The organism is Clostridium sp. LIBA-8841, from assembly GCF_057782475.1.
Genome location: NZ_CM173488.1, coordinates 2544146 through 2564154, shown reverse-complemented (window position 1 = coordinate 2564154; position 20009 = coordinate 2544146). Strand labels below are relative to the sequence as shown.

Below are 20009 nucleotides of genomic sequence, written 5' to 3'. Positions count from 1 at the left end.
AGGGATAAAAAAGCTGTGGGGAGGTATGTTTATGGAAATATTAAGTCATGGATGCACTTTAGATTGTTTTGATTGTTGCAAATTTAATGTTTATAAAGAAAAGGATAAGGTAATAAAAATTGAAGGAGATAAGGACAACCCTTTTACTAAGGGAATTATATGCAAAAAGGGAATAGCACATTTAAGAAGATTAAATCATGAGGAGAGAATTTATACACCTCTTCTAAAGAGCAATGGTAAATGGAAGGAAATTACCTTTGAAGAGGCATTAAACATAATGAAGGAAAAACTTGAATTTTTTAAGAGAGAGTATTCCTCGAAATCCATACTATATTACAATCAATATGGAAGTGGAGGAATTCTCAAGGGAATAGAGGATGTGTTTTTCAACTTTTATGGAGGAGTTAGTAAAGCTATAGGTGGGCCTTGTTGGAGTGCTGGTATGAGAGCGCAAAAATATGATTTTGGAGATTCTATTTCTAATTCTATAGAAGATATGTTAAATAGTAAAAATATATTTTTATGGGGAAAAAATCCTGCGTATACAACAATACATACAATGTCTATGTTAAATAAGGCTAAGAAAAATGGAAGCAGAATAATAGTTATAGATCCTATAAATACTCAAAGTGCAAAGCTTGGAAATATTCATGTGAAAGTTAAGCCAGGAACAGATGGAGCTTTAGCAATGGCAATGGCTAAGATAATCATCTCTAAAAATCTTCAAGATGATGATTTTATAAGCAATTATGTTTTAGGGTTTAATGAATACAAAAAGCATTTAGAAGAATTCGATTTAGAGTATTTAAGTAAGGAATGTGGAATATCTATAGAGGAAATAAATAAACTTGCTGAAATGTATTGTGAAAAAAATTCAAGTATATATTTAGGATATGGAATGCAAAAATATAAAAATGGAGGAAATACCATAAGAGCTATTGATTCATTAGGTGCTTTAACTGGTCAAATTGGAGTTAAAGGTGGAGGAGTAAATTACGCAAATAAAGTTTTAACTAGAATACTAGATCTAGACCCATTTAAAAGTGAAAGCTTTGGGAAAAACAGAGAGTTCTATGTTTCTAATATAAATGAGTTCATAGAAACACCGAAAAAATATTCTTTAAATAAAGGGGATTCAAATGCTCCAATAAAAATGATGGTAATAGCCAATAGCAATCTTATGAATCAACTTCCTAATTTAAATAGATTAAGTGAAACCTTAGATAAGGTAGATTTTAAAGTTTGTTTTGATATGTTTATGACAGATACAGCTTTAAAATGTGATTTATTCATACCTTGTACTAATACTTTAGAAAGTGAGGACATGGTATTTAGTTCAATGACTAATCCATATTTAATTTATAATGAGCAAGCTGTAGAGCCTAAAGAAGAACTTATGGATGAATATTTCTTTTTTATGGAATTAGCAAAAAGGATGAATATAAAGGGTTATCCATTAGTTTCAAAAAGAGAGTATTTAAATAAGATTATTGAACCATTAAAAAGATACAATAAAGATATAACTTTAGATATAATTAAGAAGGAGTCCTTTACAGTTTATAATGATATAGCTTGGGAAGATAAAAAGTTTAAAACACCTTCTGGAAAGTTTGAGATTGCTTCTGAAAGAGCTTTAAAGGAAGGTGGAAGTTTAACTCCAACTTATATATCTAATATAGCTGAAAGAGAAGATGAAGTTTTAAATGAAGACACAAATAAGTTTAGGTTACTTACTAATCATTCTAAGGATTCTTTATCAAGTCAACATTATATAGATATAGATGGAATAGCAAAGGCATATTTAAACGAAGAAATGATGAAAAAGTTTAATATAAGTGAGGGAGAAAAAATTAAACTTAAGTCATCAAAGGGAGAAATAACATTAAAGTGTTCTTTAGATAAAGGAGTACAAGATTATGTGGTACTTATGTATGTTGGATGGTGGAGAAAGCATGGTAATCCAAACTTTTTAACTGAATCAGGTATTTCTGATATGGGAGGACAAATAACATATAATGATACCTTTGTGGAAATTGAAAAGATAACTTTAAATCAACATCCACCTAAAACAGAGCCTAAATAATAAATAAAATAACAAAAGGGAAAGCTTAGTATTTGAAGAGGATAAACATTATAGAAAAGAAGGAGGAATTGCTTCATTAAAGAATCAGTTTATGAAGTGAGTAGAATATGGTGAATAAAGAGATTTTAGAAAATGGATTTTTTAAAATAGAAAAGAAACTTAATGAGGAACTTATAGGACAAAGAGTTTTTAATAAGGAGTTATGCAATTACTTTAAAGAAAAAATTAAAGAGGATAGTAAAGGTATATTACTTATAGTAGAGGAAAGAGATATATTTAAAAATAGTGTACTAAGTTTATTATTTAAAGAACTTAGTAAATATGAATTCCTTAAAAATAGTAAGATTGATGAAATTGATTTGGCAGCATATAAGTTTAATTTAGGATATAATGCTTTCTTAACAGACTTATATGAAAAATTAAATAGTGATTCTCAATGTGTAATATTTAAAAATACAGAAGAAGCAAGTGAAGATATATTAAATGTGCTTTCAGGAATAAGTCCTAATTCTTGTATAATGCTGAAAGATAATTATGTAATAAAGAATAAATTTTTAGTTGAAGCAGAGGAAATTGATGAAGAAATCATAAATAAAATTATTTGCAATAATAAGTTCTTTATATTCCTTTATAACAAGGAAAAGAACGAGGATTTTGAAACAATATCTAAAGAGTTTTTAGTTAATAAGAATAAAGCTTTATATAGAAAGGCATTAAGTGAAAAGGATAAAAATAAGGTCATAAAGAAAAAGCTATTAAAAGAAATAAAAAAAGTTAAAGAACTTTTTGATGTTGACATAATAATAGGGGTAGATGAAGATCCGGAAATAGAAGAAAAGGCAGGAGTTTGTCCTTATATAGAAGATACTTTTAGAGAAAAAGGAAGTTTAAGTTTAGATCAATATATATCTTATAAAATATGTAAGCCAATAATCAATATTATTAGAAAAGAAGGAATTGAAGCAAATAGTAGATTGCTTATATATGTAAAAGACGATGGTATCTACTGCAAATCAAATGATGAAATATATGATTTAAGCAAATACACAACTCCAACCTTAGAAGAGGTTAGATATAAGTTAGAATCTATTATTGGTATGAAGGAACTTAAGGATTTTATAGATAAAATAGAGAATAACTTTAAGGTGCAAAAGATAAGAGAAAAACTTGGATTAAAGCCAACTCAGATATCTTTAAATATGATATTTGCAGGAAATGCAGGAACAGGAAAAACCAATGCTGCAAGAATAACTTTTGAATATTTACATGCCTTAGGAATGATAAAAGAGAATATATTTAAAGAGGTTAGTAAGGCAGATTTCATAGGTGAAGGAGTTAATGATACTGCTAAAAGAACAAATGAAATAATAGAGTCTGCTTTAGGGGGAGTATTATTTATAGATGAGGCTTATTCTTTATGCAAAGATGAAAAGGATAAAGTAGGACTTGAAATTGTTGATGCTTTATTAAAGGGAATAGAAGATAATAGAGGCAATATAACTGTTATTTTAGCTGGTTATGAAAAAGATATGGAAAACTTTTTAAGTTTTAATCAAGGGTTGAAATCAAGATTTCCAAATGTAATAAAATTTGAAGATTATAATCCATCAGAAATGTATGAAATAGCCGTTAATATTGCTAAATCAAAAGGGTATAGAATAGCTAATAATGCAAAGGCTGGGCTTATTGAATTATTCACTAAGAACCAACTTGTTGGAAAGAGTGATTTAGGAAATGCTAGATTTGTTAGGAATATTGTAGAAAACGCGATAATGGATGCTTCTAAAAAATACTTAGTAAATAAAGAAAGAGCTATAGATCTTTTAGAGAAAGATAACTTTAACTTTAAGGTTAGTGCTAAATTTGATTTAGAGGAAAAGCTTAAAGAAATAATTGGACTTGAAGAAGTTAAAGAATTCCTAAGAAGCCAATATAAACTTATAGTGGCTCAAGAAAAGAGAAAGTCTGTTGGGGTAAGCACTAAAATAGAACAAAACTTAAATATGATATTTGCAGGGAATCCAGGAACAGGAAAGACTAGTATAGCAAGATTAGTTGCTGAAATGTTAAATAGCATGGGACTTTTAAAGGTTGGTCAATTGGTTGAAACTGACAGATCAAGTTTTGTTTCAGATATTCTAGGAGAAACCTCAAAGAAAACTGAAGAGAAGTTTAAGGAAGCTTTAGGAGGGGTTTTATTTATAGATGAAGCTTATACTTTAGCTAATGATTCTCTAGGAAGAGAAGCTATAGAAACTCTTCTTAAATTAATTGAAGACTATTCAAAAGAAGTAATAGTTATTTTAGCAGGTTATGAAGAGGAAATGGAAAACTTCTTCGATGTTAACATAGGATTAAGATCAAGATTCCCACTTTGGACTAAGTTTGAAGATTATAATCCAAATGAGCTTTTAGAAATGGCTATAAAATTAGTAGAAGCTAAAGGCTTTAAGCTTTCTAAGAATGGATATTCAGAGCTTAAAAAGAATTTTGTTGAAATATATGAAAATGCAGATGCTCAATCAGGAAATGGAAGAATGGTAAGAAATTATGTTGAGCAGCTTATAAGAAATCAAAGTATTAGAATTGCAGAAAATGATATAAGTGTTTATGAAATGAATTTAATAAACACAAAAGATATTAAGGCTATGAATGCAATTAAATATGATAACCACTTTGATTTAGAGAAAAAATTAAATGCTTTAGTAGGAAATGAGGGGTTAAAAGATTTCCTTAGAAGTCAATATAAACTTATAAAAATCAAGGAGAAAAGAAAGAAGCTTGGCTTCGAAGTTGACTTAAATAAGTATATGAATATGGTGTTCACTGGAGAAAGTGGAACAGGGAAGAAAACTGTTCTAAATATATATTCAGAGATGTTATATAGCATGGGAATAGTAAAAGCTAAAAGCATAGTTCAAATAGATAAATATGAATTTATGGCAATGGTTAATTCAGGTATAAAGGTAGAGGATATGTTGAATAAGCATATTGGAAAAGTTTTATACATAGATAAGTGGAATACCTTCTTTGGGGAAGAAAGATATAATGAAATAGTTTCAGACCTTATAAAGTTCATAGATAATAACAGTAATAGAATAGTTATTGTTCTTGGCGGTGTAAGAGGAAAAATGAAAGATCTTATATTAGCTAATGAAGGATTAAACTATAGATTCCCTGTTTGGGTTGACTTTGGAAATTACAATGAAAAAGAATTATGTGATATAGCCTTAAGTACCTTAGTTAAAAAAGGGTTCTCTTTAGATGAGGATGCTGAACTTGCTTTAGAAAATGCTATTGGGGATATGCAAAAGAGAATAGGAGAGTTAGCTCTTAAAAATGGTCTTATGATAAAGCAGTTTTTAGATAATTTAATAAGAGTTCAAAGCGTAAGAGTATGTGATGAAGAATTTAACTTGGATACATTAAACAAAATATTAGCAGAAGATATATTAAAAAGTAAGGAAAGTTTCTTAAAGAAAAATATCACTCAACATGGTAGTTTTTAAACAAATATTATTTTGGAATTTGGCTTTGTTTTAGGTGAATATTGATTTTTAGCTAGCCCTTTAGACCTACTTAATTTTGCAAAGTATTACTAGCATCTAATCCAGAATAATGCAATACTAATTGTTCATTAATATGGCCTTACAGTTCTATCTAAAAATCAATGCTTGTTTAAAATATAGCTTAAAAATTAAATGGTTTTAATTAAAGAAGCCTAGTACAAGTATTAATTGTATTAGGCTTTATAATGTTTGGTTATGTGGTTTTTATAGTTTTGATTAATAAATAGAAATTACTTTTTTATTAAGATATATTAAAGTAATCAAATTTTAATTTTTAGGTATATTTGCCATGATATAATTTGAAAACGGGTGAAGAAGTTTAGTAAGGGTGATGAAATAGATAAGCTTAACTTCTCATAACAATTATATTTTAGGAGGTGTTGTTGTAGTAATAGAGCAATGGTTAAATTAAAGGGATTAACTATTACTTACAACGAAAAGATTATGATAAAAAAGAAAAGTTTAATGAAAGTTATTTGTGGAGCCATAGTGAGTACATTCATGTTTGGAATGGCAACTCCAGTTTTTGCACAAAGTGAGAAAACTGAAGCTGTAGTAACTTTAGGAGCTAATCTAACAGAAGCAGAAAAGTTACAAATGTTAGATGCTTTTGGAGTAAAGGCTAATGAAGTTAAAATAATAGAAGTAACTAATCAAGATATAAGGGAACAATTAGGTATGGATACAAGCAAACCTATTCCGGCAAGTAGTCAATCTATATCAAGTTCTTACGTAGTAGTTAAGGATAAAGGTGGAATAAATGTAACTACTAACAATCTAACAGAGGTAACAGGAAGTATGCTTGCTAATGCACTTCTTACATCAGGGGTAAATAATGCAGATGTAAAAGCAGATGCTCCATTTAAGGTAACAGGAACTGCTGCTTTAGCAGGTATATTAAAAGGATTTGAAGATGCTTCAGGAGAAGAGTTATCTCTTCCAAAGAAAGAAGCTGCTAGAGAAGAAATTTCTCTAACTAATAATCTTAGCGATGCTAAAACTAAAGATGGACAAACATTAGGTAAGGATGAGGCTGCTGTAGTAGTTAACGATATTAAAACTGATGTAATAAAAGATAAGCCTAAAAATGATGAAGAAATCGGAAAGATAGTAAATAATGTTACTAATAATTACAATATAGTTTTAACACAAGGTCAACAAGAGCAAACTATACAATTCATGTCAAAAATAAATGATTTAGATTACAACTACAATGCTATGAAAGAGTCTTTAAATCAAATGAATGATAAGCTTCAACAAGTATTAAAGGATACAGGAAAACAACTTGAAGAGAGTGGACTTTTAGAGAAGGCATTAAACGGAATAAAGAATGCTCTAGTTGATATTAAAGACTTTATTGTAAATATGTTTAGTTCAGCTAGTGAGAAGGTTAAGGACGGAATAACATACGATGAAAATGGTAATATAGTTATAAAAACAGGAAATAATTCAGATGATTCAAGTAAACAGGAGAATATTCAAGATCAACCACAGGATCAGTCAAATGAACAACCTGAAGATCAATCAACACAACAAAATAAATAGTAATAAAAAGGAGAGCTTTAGAGCTCTCCTTTTTATTTGGATCTATTTTAGCTTAGATATTCCCTAAGACATAACTTAAAATTAATACTAGTTCAAAACATAGTCTTTTGTTTTAATAAAAAATCTTTAAATTGGATATTTGGTAAACCAATAAATTTTAATAAAACAAATGTAAACCTAAAAATATTTATTAGTTGACAATTGTGAACGGTGAGAGTATTATATGAAATATACTTTGATAATCAAGATAAATTTGTTTTGAGAGATATTATGGATTTATAAGAATTAAAGGAGATTATATTTATGAAAATTAAGACAAGAGACTTAACATTAATACCTATTTTTGCTGCACTTACAGCTATAGGTGCTTTTATAAGAATACCTATTCCTATAGTGCCATTTACACTTCAGTATTTCTTTTGTGCATTAGGAGCAATTTTACTTGGGGCTAAAAGAGGTACATTAGCTCAAATAATTTATGTATCCGTAGGATTAATTGGAATTCCTATATTTACTCAAGGTGGAGGCCTTTCATATGTATTTCAACCTACCTTTGGATATTTAATTGGTTTTATTTTTGGAGCTTATATAATAGGAAAGATAACAGAAAACTTAAAGAAAATAACTATTAAAAATTTATTCTTAGCTGGTATTTCTGGGCTTTTAGTTATATATATATTTGGAGTTTCTTATATGTATTTAATTTATAATTTTTACTTAGGTGATACTATGAGTTTATTTTCAGCAGTTAGTATTGGAGCTATAGCATGTCTGCCAAGCGATCTATTATTGACTTTTATAATTTCATTAGTTGGTTCTAAAGTGGTTTCAAGATTAAAAAGACTTGAGTATGTATAAGTTTGAGGTGTGTAGTTATGGATTTTATTTTAAAAATGAAAGAAAAGGCTTTAAAAAATATTAAATTAACTAAAGAAGAAGGAGTTAAGCTTTTTAATAGTGATTTAGAAATATTGCTTAAAGAAGCTAATAATATAAGAAAAGAACTTCATGGTGATGGAGTTGATTTATGTTCCATAGTTAATGGGAAAAGTGGAAGATGTGGAGAAGATTGTGCTTATTGTGCCCAGTCTAAGCATCACAAGACTAATATAAATGAATATAATCTTCTTGAATACGAAGAGATAAAAAGGATTGCTAAAGAAAATGAAGAGGAAGGGGTGCATAGGTTTTCTATAGTGACTTCGGGAAAAGGCCTTTATGCTGATGACTTTAAGAGAGTTGTTAATTATTACTCAAACCTAAATAAAGAACTTAAAATAAATCTTTGTGCTTCCCATGGCATAATAGATAAAGAAGCTTTAATTAAATTAAAAGAGGCTGGGGTAAAAAGATATCATCATAATCTAGAAACCTCTAAAGAATATTACCATGAAATATGCAAAACTCACTCTTATGAGGAGAGAATAAATACTATAAAACATGCTAAAGAGATTGGGTTAGAGGTTTGTTCTGGAGGAATAATAGGGCTTGGAGAATCAATTTTAGATAGAATAGACTTAGCTATTACTCTTAGGGAATTAGAAATAAAATCAATTCCTATAAATGTATTAAGTGCCATTAAAGGAACAAAGCTTCAAGATGTACCACCTTTAGAAGAAGAGGAGATATTAAGAACCATAGCTATTTTTAGATTTATAAATCCAGAGGCAAAAATAAGATTAGCTGCAGGGAGACATTTACTTAAATTCTTTGGGGAAAATGCCTTTAAAGGAGGAGCAAATGCTACTATAACAGGCAATTTATTAACCACATGTGGAAATAAGATAAAAGATGATAAAAAGTTAATAGAGAAAGTTGGAATGAGGATTTTTTAGTTATGAAAAAGGGAGTATATATCATAGGTACAAACACTGACATTGGTAAGACTTTTGTTAGTGGATTAATTCTAAAAAAATTAAGAAGAGATGGAATAAATGCAGGATATTATAAACCTGTTTTAAGTGGAGCTGTAAAGAGGAAAGAAGGACTAATACCTATGGACTGCGAAGAGGTTATGAAAATCTCAGGGTTAAAAGAGGATTATGATAATATGGTTTCTTATATATTAGAACATCCATATTCACCACATTTGGCAAGTGAAGTTGAAGCGGTTCCTATAAATATAGAAAAAATAAAAATGGATTATTTAAGAGCTAGTGAAAAATATGATTTTATCCTTTGTGAAGGAAGCGGTGGAATAGTATGTCCTATAAGCTTTTCAGATGAAAAATTTATGCTAGAGGATATAGTTAGAGAAATAAACCTACCAATAATATTAGTATCTAATAGTGGATTAGGTTCTATTAATCATACGGTTTTAACCATAAGTTATTTAAAAAACTTAGGTTTAAAAGTTAGTGGAATAGTACTTAATGGATTTAATAGAAAAAATATAATACACACAGATAATAAAAGAATAATAAGAGAGTTAACAGGAGTAAAAAATATTTCTACTGTACCAAGTCTAGAGAATATAGAAGAATATGATTTAAATGAACTTAATGAGGTGCTTTATGGAGTTTAAAGAAGAATTAATAAAAAAAGACTTAGAGTATATATGGCATCCATGTTCTCAAATGAAGGATTATGAGGAGCTTAAACCTATAATAATAAAGAGTGGAAAGGGACCATATCTTTATGATTTAGATGATAAAAAGTATTTAGATTGTGTTAGTTCATGGTGGTGTAATCTTTTTGGACATGCTAATAAAAGAATAAATAATGCTTTGAAAAATCAAGTTGATAAACTAGAACATGTTATTTTTGCTAATTTTTCTAATCTACCGGCTATAGAGCTAAGTGAAAGATTAATAAAGTTAACAGGAGAAAGATTAAATAAGATATTTTTTTGTGACAACGGTTCTTCTGCTATTGAGGCAGCTATAAAGATGAGTTTTCACTACCATAAACAAAGCGGAAAAGAAAAAAAGAAAAAATTTATAGCTTTAGAAGATGCTTATCATGGGGAGACCTTAGCAGCTCTTTCAATGGGAGATTTGGATATCTATAGTGCTGTATATAAGCCTTTAATGATAGATGTTATAAGAGTAAAAGCACCAAATTGTTATAAGTGTGAGTTTTCAAAAGATAGACAAAATTGTAATTGTGAATGCTTTTCTTATATGGAAGAAGAATTGGAAAAGAATTCTGAGATTATATCAGGAGTTATTATAGAACCATTGGTACAAGCTGCAGCAGGTATGAAAATATACCCGTCACTATATTTAAAAAAGCTTAGAGCGGCTTGTGATAAATATGATGTGCATTTTATTGCAGATGAAATAGCTGTAGGGTTTGGAAGAACCGGAAAGATGTTTGCTACTGAATATGCTGGGATATGTCCTGATTTTATGTGCTTATCAAAGGGATTAACAGGAGGGTATATGCCAATGGCATTACTTTTGACAGCTAATAAAATATATGAGTGCTTCTATGATGATTATAATAAGCATAAAGCTTTTATGCATTCACATACTTATTCAGGTAATGCCTTAGGAGCTTCCATAGCTGTTGAAGTTTTAAATATATTTGAAGATGAAAATATATTGGAAATGGTAAATAGAAAGGGGAAGTTTTTAAATAAAAAATTAAATTCTGTTCTTAAAGAACATAAAAATGTAGGAGAAATAAGAAGTATTGGAATGATAAATGCTATAGAGTTAGTTAATGATAGAAAAACAAAAGAAAGATTTCAAAGTGACTTAAGAATAGGATATAAAATTTATAAGGAAGCTCTAAAAAAGGGATTGCTGTTAAGACCTTTAGGAGATGTTTTATACTTTAATCCTCCATATATTGTTTCAGAAGAAGATATGATTTTTATGGTTGAGACAACCCAAAAATGTATAGAAAATGTTTTAGGAGAATAAGATAGTTTTGCTATCTTATTTTTTTATATAGATATTTATTCTTGTTAATAAAAGATAAAAAGGTAATTTAAGGTTTATTTAAGATTAACAATATTCAAAATTTATACATATTTTTTTAAAATATGATATTATTAGGATAAAGAATTTATAAGGGAGGATATTCATGAAGAAGAAATACATAATAGCAATAGTAACGGTCGTAATACTTGCAGGGGTCGGAGTAGGAAGTTATTTTTTAAAACAGAGCATGAACAAAGAGTCTGTAGCAACTATGGAAATATATACAGTACCTTCTACAGATAAGGTCTTTGTAAATGGTAAAATTGAACCAGAAAAAGTTGAAAATATATTTTTAGATGCAACAAAGGGAGCTGTAGATAAGGTTGAAGTTAAAAATGGAGATGTTGTTGAAAAGGGAGCTCCTTTATTTACCTATAAAAATGAACAAGTTCAAAGTCAAATAGAACAATTAGAGCTTCAATTAAATTCTGCTAAAAGCCAGAAGGAAGAGATTCAAAAGCAAAATCAGGAAGCAAAAAAACAGTTAGAAGCTTTAAAAAATTCTGGATTAGAAAATCAAGATCCACAAGGAGGGCAGGCTCCAAATTTAGGTCAGAATGCAGGCGGCATGTCAACAGGTAGTGTTGATGATCAAATAAAACTTTTAGAAAAACAAATAAAGGCATTAAAAGATAAAGAATATTATACAGTAACTTCTCCTATAGATGGTAAAGTAATACTAGGAGAATCAAATGGTAGTCCTACACAACCATATATGACTGTTGAATCAAGTAATTATTATATTAGTGGAACTGTAAATGAAAAAGACCAACCTAAGATTAAGGATGGCCAAGAAGTTGAAATAAATATACTTTCAACAAATAAAAATATAAAAGGTAAAATAACTTCAGTTGGAAACACTCCTGTAGATGGTGGGGCTACTTTAGCAGCACAAGCTGGAGCTCAGGGAGGAGCATCTGGTGGAAACATGTCTTACTACGAAGTTAACATAACTCCAGATTCACAAGAAGATTTAACTAATGGATTCCATGTTCAAGCTTCTGTTAACTTAGAGCAAAAGCCAATAGAAATTCCTAAAGTAGCGATTTTAAATGCAGATAATGAAGAATTTGTATTTAAGAATGTAGATGGAAAGCTTGTTAAACAAGTTATAACATATTCATCTAAAGAGGGAAGTGAGGATATAGTTATAGTAAATAGTGGACTTAATGAAGAAGATAAAATAGTTTCTAACCCTACTCCAAATATGAAAGAGGGTATGAAGGTTGAGTAATATAGTAGAAGTTAATCACTTAAATAAATACTATAACTTAGGTAAAGAAAAGTTCCATGTGTTAAAGGATGTAAACTTGACTATAGAACAAGGTGATTTTGTCATGATAATGGGTAAATCAGGTAGTGGTAAAACAACTTTAATGAACTTATTAGGGTTATTAGATAGTTTTGAGGATGGTACATACAAGTTTAATAACGTTGATGTAAGTAAGTTAAAAGAGAATCAAAAGGCTGATATAAGAAATAAATATATGGGATTTATATTTCAACAATTCCACTTAATAAATTCTATGACTATAGGAAGCAATGTTGAGCTGCCACTGTTATATAATGAAAAAAATGTTCCTCGTAAGGAAAGAGAAGAACTTATAGATAAGTATTTAAATATGGTTGGATTATCTGAAAAGAAAAACCAGCTTCCTTTAGAGTTATCTGGAGGTCAACAACAAAGGGTAGCTATTGCAAGAGCTCTTATAAATAATCCATATGTTATTTTTGCAGATGAACCAACAGGTGCTTTAGATAGTAATACTGGTACAGAAATTATGGAGATTTTAAAGAAACTTAATGAGGATAATAAGACAATAATTATGGTAACACATGATGAAGACTTAACTAAATATGCCAATAAGGTAATAAGAGTTAAGGATGGAGTGATAACAAAGGGGGAAGATTATGTCATCAATTAATTTAATAAAAACTGCCATTGCTAGTTTAAAGTTTCATAAGTTAAGAACTTTTCTAACAATGATTGGTATTATTATTGGCATAAGCTCTGTAGTTACAATACTTTCAGTAGGTGATGGATTAAAAGCTTATGTTTTAGAATCTTCTCAAGAAACTAATGCTAATAAGATAAACATAACATTTAAACCAGATAACTTTGAAGCAAATATGAGTCTTTTAGAACCTTTTACAAAATCAGATATGCAAGGTATAAAAGAGATAAAGGGAGTTAAAGATGTGAAGCCATCTCAAGGTTTTATGGGAGTAATGAGTTTTTCAAGTAGTCAACTTCAATATTTTGATAAGAATCAATTTACTATGTTAGGACCATACGATGGAAAAAATGAGAAAGTTCAGTATGGAAGATGGTTTGAAGATGGAGATGAAAATAAGTCTTTAATTGTATTAGATAATAACGTTGCAAAAGAATTGTTTAATCCGATTGAAAGTGGTATTGGTAAAGCTGTAACTATGAATGGAATTAATTTTGAGGTTATAGGTATTCTTCCTAAGGTTGATATGATGAGTTTTGGAGGAAGCACAAGTTATGTTCCTCAAAAAGCTATAGATAATATGAATAGCAATGAAGTAATAACTTCTTTAGATGTATCACTTAATGCAGATGTGGATAAAAAGGCTGTATATAAAGAGATAGAAAAATATTTAATGGCTAATCATCCTAATATTGCAGGAAAATATGAAATGCAAGATCCAGAAGAAGTAACAAAAGCTTTTGAAAATATAATTGGTGGATTAACAAAATTCATAGCATTTATAACAGGAATTTCTCTTTTAGTAGGGGGAATTGGTGTTATGAATATAATGTATGTCTCAGTTTCAGAAAGAAAAAGGGAAATTGGGATAAGAAGGGCTATTGGAGCAAAACCAAAAAGTATTTTACTTCAATTTTTATTTGAAGCCGTATTAGTAACCCTAATAGGTGGATTAATTGGAATATTATTAGGTTACTTAGTAGCTAAAGGAGCAGGAGCATTCTTGCCATTTAAGCCAATTCTTACAATGAGTACATTTATAGGAGCTACATTAGTTTCAATAATTGAGGGAATAGTCTTTGGAATAATACCGGCTTACAATGCATGTAAGTTAGATCCTATAAAGGCTATTTATAGATAAAATTAAAATTATATTTCAAATTAAAAGAAACTATAAAAAAGACGGAAATTAATTATTTTAATTTCCGTCTTTTTTATTAATGCAAGTTTTATGGTGCTATTATTTACTTAATCCAAAAAGTTCTTTCTTTTTATAAACAAAAAATGTCATTAATAATGGTAAGATTAATGAACCTATTAATGAGAATATACTAATTCCATTAAGTACAATTGAATAAATTATATTAGCAGCAGTCACTAATAAGTATATATATAGTCCGATAGCTTTTTTTCTTAGTATTAGTATTATTCCTAAAAGATCTAATATTATTGCTACTAATCCAATAATAATTGTTACATTGTTGAAACCCATTTGATTAAGTGATACTCCAGAAATTGCAGCCATATTTTCTTGGAAACTTGGCATTAATAAAAGGATTGAGCCAAGAAGTCCAAAGGCTGAGAAGATTATTTGTATTATAGAAATAGCAATTATCCCAGCTCCTAATTTATTTTGTTTTTGATTTTCCATAAAAGAATTCCCCCTTCAAAAGTTATTTATTACAATATATCATAAAAATTAACAAAATGTAAAATAAATAGATAAACTTTGTAAATAATTAAGGAAAAATTAAGAAAATGGTCTATATGTAAATAACTTGTTAAATTAGTAACTATATGTTAAAATTGTTCTGTAAACGATATATTAAACTTTATTTATAGTTAAAACGATTTAAAAGGTTATTAAGAATTAAATTAAGGACGGTGTAAAATTTGAAAAAGAAAAGAATAATAGCAACAATATTAGCAGCTCAGTTGATGACGGGATCATTATTGTGGGGCTGTGATTCTAAAGGTGAAAGTGAGCAGGCATCAAATGAAAATCAAGTTAAGTTAAGAGTATTAGCTACAACGGATATGCATTCTAATTTGATGAACTATGACTATTATACTGATTCTGAATTAGATAATATGGGAATGGTCAAAATATCAACTCTCATAAAAGAAGCGAAAAAAGAAGTTGATCCAAATTCAAATGTAAATGATAATATAGATAATGTGATTTTAGTTGACAATGGAGATGACATACAAGGAACTCCTTTAGGAGATTACTATGGTAAGGTTAATCCACCTAAAGAAGGAGAGAAATCACCAGTTTATTCAACTTTAGAAAAAATGGGATATGATGTTGGTACATTAGGAAATCATGAATTTAACTATGGGTTAGATTATCTCCAAGATATTGTTAATAATAGTGATATTCCATTTGTAAATGCTAACATATATAAAGATGATGGAGAAACTAATGTTTTCACACCATATAAAATAATTGATGAGAAGGTTATGGATTCAAATGGACAAGAACAAAATTTGAAAGTTGGGATAATAGGCTTTGTTCCTCCTCAAATTTTAAATTGGGATAAAATAAATTTAGATGGAAAAGTAAAGGTCGCAGACATAAAAGAAACTGCAGAAAAATTTGTTCCTCAAATGAAAAATGATGGAGCAGACGTTATAGTAGCTTTATCACATAGTGGTTATGGTGATGGAGAATATAATAAAGGTGATGAAAATGAAGCCTATGAATTAACAAAGGTAGATGGGATAGATGCTGTGGTAACAGGACATTCTCACGATAAATTTCCAAATGAAAAATATAAATCATTAGGAGATGTTGATGTTGAAAAAGGTACAATGAATGGAACACCTACTGTTCAGCCACTTAACTTTGCTAAGCAATTAGGCGTTATAGATTTAACTCTTAATCAAAATAAGGATGGGAAATGGACTGTAGCAGATGGAAGTACTAAAAATATGGATGCTAAAGGGGCAGCAAATGATGAAGAGTTAGTAAGCTTTTTAAAACCATATCATGAAGCCACTATGGAGTATGTAAATGCGCCAGTAGGAAAAATAACAAAGGATTTAAATAGTTATTTTTCATTAGTTGCAGATAGTGCTCCAATACAACTTATAAATGATGCTCAAAAGGAATATGTACAAGGTCTTATAGCTAATAATAACGAAGAACTTACACCTTATAAGGATTTACCAGTATTATGTGCAACAGCACCTCTTAAAGCTGGATTAACTGAAGGTGGAATAAACTCAGAAGATTATTTTAATCTAAAGAGTGGAGATATAAAGATAAAAGATATATCTAATATATATAAATTTCCTAATTTGGTAGCTGTTGTTAAAGTAAAAGGATCTGATGTTAAAGAGTGGCTAGAAATGAGTGCTGGTCAATTTAATCAAGTTAAAAAGGATTCAAATGAACCACAAGACTTTGTGAATCTTGAATACCCAGGATTTAATTTTGATATTATAGATGGTGTTAATTATGATATAGATGTAACAGAAGCACCAAAGTATGATAAAGACGGAAATGTTATAAATAAGGATTCAAATAGAATAAAAAATTTAACATATAATGGACAACCTATTGATATGGACCAAGAGTTTTTAGTTGTAACTAATAACTATAGAGCAGGTGGTGGAGGAAACTTCCCAACTTTAAAATCAGGGGATAAGCTAGTTTATCTTTCACAAGATGAGACAAGACAGATATTATCTGATTATATTAAGGCGAAATCACCATTAACTCCTTCTAAGGATAATAATTGGAAAATAATTGGAGAAGGAGTTCAAGGAAAGTTCCTATCTAATACTAATGGAAAGGATTATGTAGGAGATTTTGAAGGAATAGAAGTACAAGGTGATGCTGGAAAAGGATTAAGCACTTATACATATAAATTTTCTAAATAATTTAAAAGAATGTATTAATTAAAAGACTTTATATGGTTATTTGTAATGAAGGACAAATAACCATATTTTTTTGTATAAAGTACCAGTATACATTTATAAAAATACAGACATAATAGTTTATAAATAAGTAATTGCAATTATTAATTTAAAAGAAGAATTCTAAGGAGAAAAGTAATATGGCTAAAAATAATAATACGAAAAAACCTAAAAAAGCTAAAACAAAAATAGTTGGAAGTACAGAAGAATAGTTTAATTTAGAGAGTCAAAACAGTTTTTTTACTGTTTTGACTCTTTTTTTATAAGAAGAATACTTAAAATTTACATATTTTAGTGATTAAATTAATGTGTAAATAGATTTTAAGGAGAGATATTCATGATAAATATATTAGTTGCTGAAGATGATTCAAGAATTTTAAGGTTGGTATCAGATTTTCTAAAAAAGGAAAATTATAAAGTGTTTCTAGCTGCCAATGGAAAAGAGGCCATAGAAATTTTTTATCACGAGAATATATCTTTAGTTATATTAGATATAATGATGCCTATATATGACGGTTGGCAAGTATGTAAAAAGATAAGAGAAAAATCAGAGGTTCCAATACTTATGTTAACTGCTAAGGATAGAGATATAGATGAATTGGTTAGCTTTGATATGGGAGCAGATGAATATATATCAAAACCATTTAACCCTAAATTACTTATAGCTAGAGTGAAAAATTTATTGAAGCGAGTTCAAATAGAAAATAAAAAGAAAGTTATTAAGTATAATGATATAACTTTAGAAATTGATAATCATATTATAGAGATTAATAAAGAAAAGGTTGAATTAACTCATAAAGAATATGAACTTCTTTTACTTTTTATGAAAAATAAAGAAAGAATATATAACAGAGAAAATATAATAGAGTTAATATGGGGATATGATTATGAGGGTGATTCTAGGACTGTAGACACTCATATTACAAGATTGAGAAGAAAGTTAGGAAAGGATGCCTCATTTATTAAAAATATAAGAGGATTTGGGTATAGACTTGGTGAGTAAAATAAAATCTATAAGAGGGAAGTTGCTAACGGGAATATTACTTATAAATTCTTTAATAGTAATAGGAATAATTATTTTTGCTACATGCTTTGAAAATTTCTATATAAAAAATATAGGCAGAGAATTAAATTACTTTGGGGAATACATAGATGTAAAAGTTGAAAAAGGAATTAATGAGGATGTAGAAAATGATATATTAAATCAGAGTAAAACAAAAGGCTTTACAGTAGATATATATGATAAAAGTAATAATTTAGTATTTAGTACTAAACCTATGGGAAATGGTATGGGGAACCATAAGAATAATATGGGGAAGTCTATGGGAATGTGTACTTTTGGAAAAGAATATGAAATAAGCAGTAATTCTAAAGTATATACCATGTATGAGAGAACAGAAAATATAGAGTTTTTAAGTGCAATAAACAAAAATAATGACTATGGATATAACATAATAACTAAGACTCCTATAAGCACTATTAAGAATAGTGTTAATATAGCCCTTAAATTTCTAATAATTATATTTGTTCCTATAATGCTATTTTCTATAATTATTGCAGTTTATTTTTCAAATAAATTTACCAAACCTATTAGAAAGTTAAATAAGATTACAGATAAGATTTCAAAACTTAATTTTGAAGAAAAAGTAGAGGTATTTACAGGAGATGAAATCGAAAATTTAGGTAATAGTATAAATAAGTTATCCTATGAAATAAAAAAGGCCTTTACAAATTTAAGTGATAAGAACATAAAATTAAATGAATTATTAGATAAACAGAAAAAAGAAGAAAAATTAAAACGAGAGTTTGTATCGAGTGTTTCTCATGAATTAAAAACTCCAATAACAGTAATAAATGGGTATGCTGAGGGACTTAGAAATAACATAGCAGAGAGAGAAGAGGATAGAGAGTTTTATGTTAATGTTATATGTGATGAAAGTGAAAAGATGGGAGTGTTGGTTAAGGATCTCTTAGATTTATATAAATTAGAATCTAAAAGTTTTTCATTAAAAAAAGAAAAGTTTTATTTGAACAATTTAATAGAAGAAGTTATTAATATTTTTAGTATTAGATTAAGAAACGAAAGAATAAATATTTCTTTAAATTTAGAAAATATCTGGCTTATAGGTGACAAAATAAGAATAGGACAAGTTTTAAATAACTTTATAGATAATGCTATATGTCATGTAGATGGAAATAAAGAAATAATTATAGGAACAAAGATTTATGAGGATAAAAATAAAGTTAAAATATCAGTTTATAATAGTGGAGAAAAAATAGAAGAATGTAAAAAGGAATCAATATGGTATTCATTTATAAGAGAAAGTGAGCATAGAGGTTCAGAAGATAATAGGGTAGGATTAGGCTTAGCTATTGTGAGAGAAATAATAAACTTACATGATGGACAATATGGAGTTGAAAATAAAGAGCATGGAGTTGAATTTTGGGTTGAGTTAAATATATATAATTTTATCACGTAACAGTGGCGTAACAGCAAAGATTTATAATTAAATCATAAAATAACTAGGAGGGATTAAGATGAAAGTTAAAAATATAGCAATAACACTATCTGTAGCTACAGTTTTAGGAGTTGGAATGATAGGAACTGTTACGGCAAAGGCAAGTGATGACTTTCAAACACTAGCGGTTAACGAAGAAAATACTTCAGATGATAATTATTCAGAGGGATATTGGTGTGAAAATAACTCTAATATGAATTTAACAGAGGAACAAAAACAACTTTTTGATAAGGGATATAATGAATTAACAGGAGAGGAAAAGATTTTCTTTGACCAATATCATGGAAAATCAAAGAGAAATCTTAGTGAAGAAGAGTTAAATAGATATTATGAAATTCATGATAAAGCTTTTAAATATTTAGGAATTGAATTTTCTGATGCATGCAATAGAAGAAGAGAAAATATGATGGAGAGAAGAGGAAGTTGTGGTAATGGTCAAGGAAATAGAGGTTTTCAAGGAAGAGGAAATGGAATTAACAAATAAA

15 protein-coding genes are annotated in these 20009 nt (G+C 28.5%); 14 read left to right on the top strand and 1 reads right to left on the bottom strand.

What is annotated here, in order from left to right:
- Nucleotides 1-31: 31 nt before the first annotated feature.
- The 10 genes from AC2A4K_RS11040 (at nucleotide 32) to AC2A4K_RS10995 (ending at nucleotide 14222) form a co-directional block, all read left to right on the top strand.
- Entirely contained in the window at nucleotides 32-2083 is a 2052-nt protein-coding gene (locus tag AC2A4K_RS11040; protein ID WP_322502545.1) for a molybdopterin-dependent oxidoreductase, read from the top strand.
- A 107-nt stretch (nucleotides 2084-2190) separates the two neighbouring features.
- Nucleotides 2191-5592, top strand: a complete 3402-nt coding sequence (locus tag AC2A4K_RS11035; RefSeq protein WP_322502544.1) for an AAA family ATPase — start codon at nucleotides 2191-2193, stop codon at nucleotides 5590-5592.
- Between the two features lie 459 nt (nucleotides 5593-6051).
- Nucleotides 6052-7197, top strand: a complete 1146-nt coding sequence (locus tag AC2A4K_RS11030; protein WP_416173345.1) for a DUF1002 domain-containing protein — start codon at nucleotides 6052-6054, stop codon at nucleotides 7195-7197.
- Between the two features lie 303 nt (nucleotides 7198-7500).
- Entirely contained in the window at nucleotides 7501-8055 is a 555-nt protein-coding gene (locus AC2A4K_RS11025; RefSeq protein WP_322502543.1) for a biotin transporter BioY, read from the top strand.
- Between the two features lie 17 nt (nucleotides 8056-8072).
- A complete protein-coding gene (gene bioB, locus AC2A4K_RS11020; RefSeq protein ID WP_322502542.1) occupies nucleotides 8073-9032 on the top strand; it encodes a biotin synthase BioB in 960 nt (319 codons plus the stop codon).
- Between the two features lie 2 nt (nucleotides 9033-9034).
- Entirely contained in the window at nucleotides 9035-9721 is a 687-nt protein-coding gene (gene bioD, locus AC2A4K_RS11015) for a dethiobiotin synthase (RefSeq protein WP_322502541.1), read from the top strand.
- Entirely contained in the window at nucleotides 9711-11066 is a 1356-nt protein-coding gene (gene bioA / locus AC2A4K_RS11010; protein WP_322502540.1) for an adenosylmethionine--8-amino-7-oxononanoate transaminase, read from the top strand. Before bioD ends, bioA begins: the two co-directional genes overlap by 11 nt.
- 163 nt (nucleotides 11067-11229) lie before the next feature.
- Complete coding sequence (locus AC2A4K_RS11005; protein ID WP_322502539.1) at nucleotides 11230-12360, top strand: efflux RND transporter periplasmic adaptor subunit; 1131 nt, start codon at nucleotides 11230-11232, stop codon at nucleotides 12358-12360.
- A complete protein-coding gene (locus AC2A4K_RS11000; RefSeq protein WP_322502538.1) occupies nucleotides 12353-13051 on the top strand; it encodes an ABC transporter ATP-binding protein in 699 nt (232 codons plus the stop codon). Before AC2A4K_RS11005 ends, AC2A4K_RS11000 begins: the two co-directional genes overlap by 8 nt.
- Nucleotides 13038-14222 carry an ABC transporter permease gene (locus tag AC2A4K_RS10995; RefSeq protein ID WP_322502537.1) on the top strand — a complete coding sequence of 395 codons (1185 nt, stop codon included), beginning with the start codon at nucleotides 13038-13040 and terminating at the stop codon, nucleotides 14220-14222. The genes AC2A4K_RS11000 and AC2A4K_RS10995 overlap by 14 nt, the downstream gene beginning before the upstream one ends.
- Nucleotides 14223-14321: 99 nt before the next feature.
- Here the strand turns inward: AC2A4K_RS10995 and AC2A4K_RS10990 are convergent, their stop codons facing one another.
- On the bottom strand, nucleotides 14322-14732 hold the full coding sequence (locus AC2A4K_RS10990; protein ID WP_322502536.1) for a hypothetical protein: 411 nt from the start codon (nucleotides 14730-14732) through the stop codon (nucleotides 14322-14324).
- 242 nt (nucleotides 14733-14974) lie between these two features.
- Between AC2A4K_RS10990 and AC2A4K_RS10985 the strand changes: the two genes are divergently transcribed.
- From AC2A4K_RS10985 to AC2A4K_RS10970, 4 genes are all read left to right on the top strand, one after another.
- The gene (locus tag AC2A4K_RS10985; RefSeq protein WP_322502535.1) at nucleotides 14975-16969 is read left to right on the top strand and encodes a bifunctional 2',3'-cyclic-nucleotide 2'-phosphodiesterase/3'-nucleotidase; all 1995 of its coding nucleotides are present in this window, start codon (nucleotides 14975-14977) and stop codon (nucleotides 16967-16969) included.
- 373 nt (nucleotides 16970-17342) lie between these two features.
- A complete protein-coding gene (locus AC2A4K_RS10980) occupies nucleotides 17343-18008 on the top strand; it encodes a response regulator transcription factor (RefSeq protein ID WP_322502534.1) in 666 nt (221 codons plus the stop codon).
- On the top strand, nucleotides 18001-19485 hold the full coding sequence (locus tag AC2A4K_RS10975) for a sensor histidine kinase (RefSeq protein WP_322502533.1): 1485 nt from the start codon (nucleotides 18001-18003) through the stop codon (nucleotides 19483-19485). Before AC2A4K_RS10980 ends, AC2A4K_RS10975 begins: the two co-directional genes overlap by 8 nt.
- A 58-nt stretch (nucleotides 19486-19543) precedes the next feature.
- Nucleotides 19544-20008 (top strand): hypothetical protein, encoded by a 465-nt coding sequence (locus AC2A4K_RS10970; RefSeq protein ID WP_322502532.1) that lies wholly within the window; start codon nucleotides 19544-19546, stop codon nucleotides 20006-20008.
- The last annotated feature ends 1 nt before the right edge of the window (nucleotide 20009 follow it).

Excerpts from the sequence above, each read along its gene's own strand:
- AC2A4K_RS10990 (WP_322502536.1), bottom strand. The coding sequence starts at position 14,732 with ATGGAAAATCAAAAACAAAATAAATTAGGAGCTGGGATAATTGCTATT.
- AC2A4K_RS10995 (WP_322502537.1), top strand. The coding sequence starts at position 13,038 with ATGTCATCAATTAATTTAATAAAAACTGCCATTGCTAGTTTAAAGTTT.
- AC2A4K_RS10980 (WP_322502534.1), top strand. The coding sequence starts at position 17,343 with ATGATAAATATATTAGTTGCTGAAGATGATTCAAGAATTTTAAGGTTG.
- bioB (WP_322502542.1), top strand. The coding sequence starts at position 8,073 with ATGGATTTTATTTTAAAAATGAAAGAAAAGGCTTTAAAAAATATTAAA.
- bioA (WP_322502540.1), top strand. The coding sequence starts at position 9,711 with ATGGAGTTTAAAGAAGAATTAATAAAAAAAGACTTAGAGTATATATGG.
- bioD (WP_322502541.1), top strand. The coding sequence starts at position 9,035 with ATGAAAAAGGGAGTATATATCATAGGTACAAACACTGACATTGGTAAG.
- AC2A4K_RS11040 (WP_322502545.1), top strand. The coding sequence starts at position 32 with ATGGAAATATTAAGTCATGGATGCACTTTAGATTGTTTTGATTGTTGC.
- AC2A4K_RS11035 (WP_322502544.1), top strand. The coding sequence starts at position 2,191 with ATGGTGAATAAAGAGATTTTAGAAAATGGATTTTTTAAAATAGAAAAG.
- AC2A4K_RS10970 (WP_322502532.1), top strand. The coding sequence starts at position 19,544 with ATGAAAGTTAAAAATATAGCAATAACACTATCTGTAGCTACAGTTTTA.
- AC2A4K_RS11025 (WP_322502543.1), top strand. The coding sequence starts at position 7,501 with ATGAAAATTAAGACAAGAGACTTAACATTAATACCTATTTTTGCTGCA.
- AC2A4K_RS11005 (WP_322502539.1), top strand. The coding sequence starts at position 11,230 with ATGAAGAAGAAATACATAATAGCAATAGTAACGGTCGTAATACTTGCA.
- AC2A4K_RS11030 (WP_416173345.1), top strand. The coding sequence starts at position 6,052 with ATGGTTAAATTAAAGGGATTAACTATTACTTACAACGAAAAGATTATG.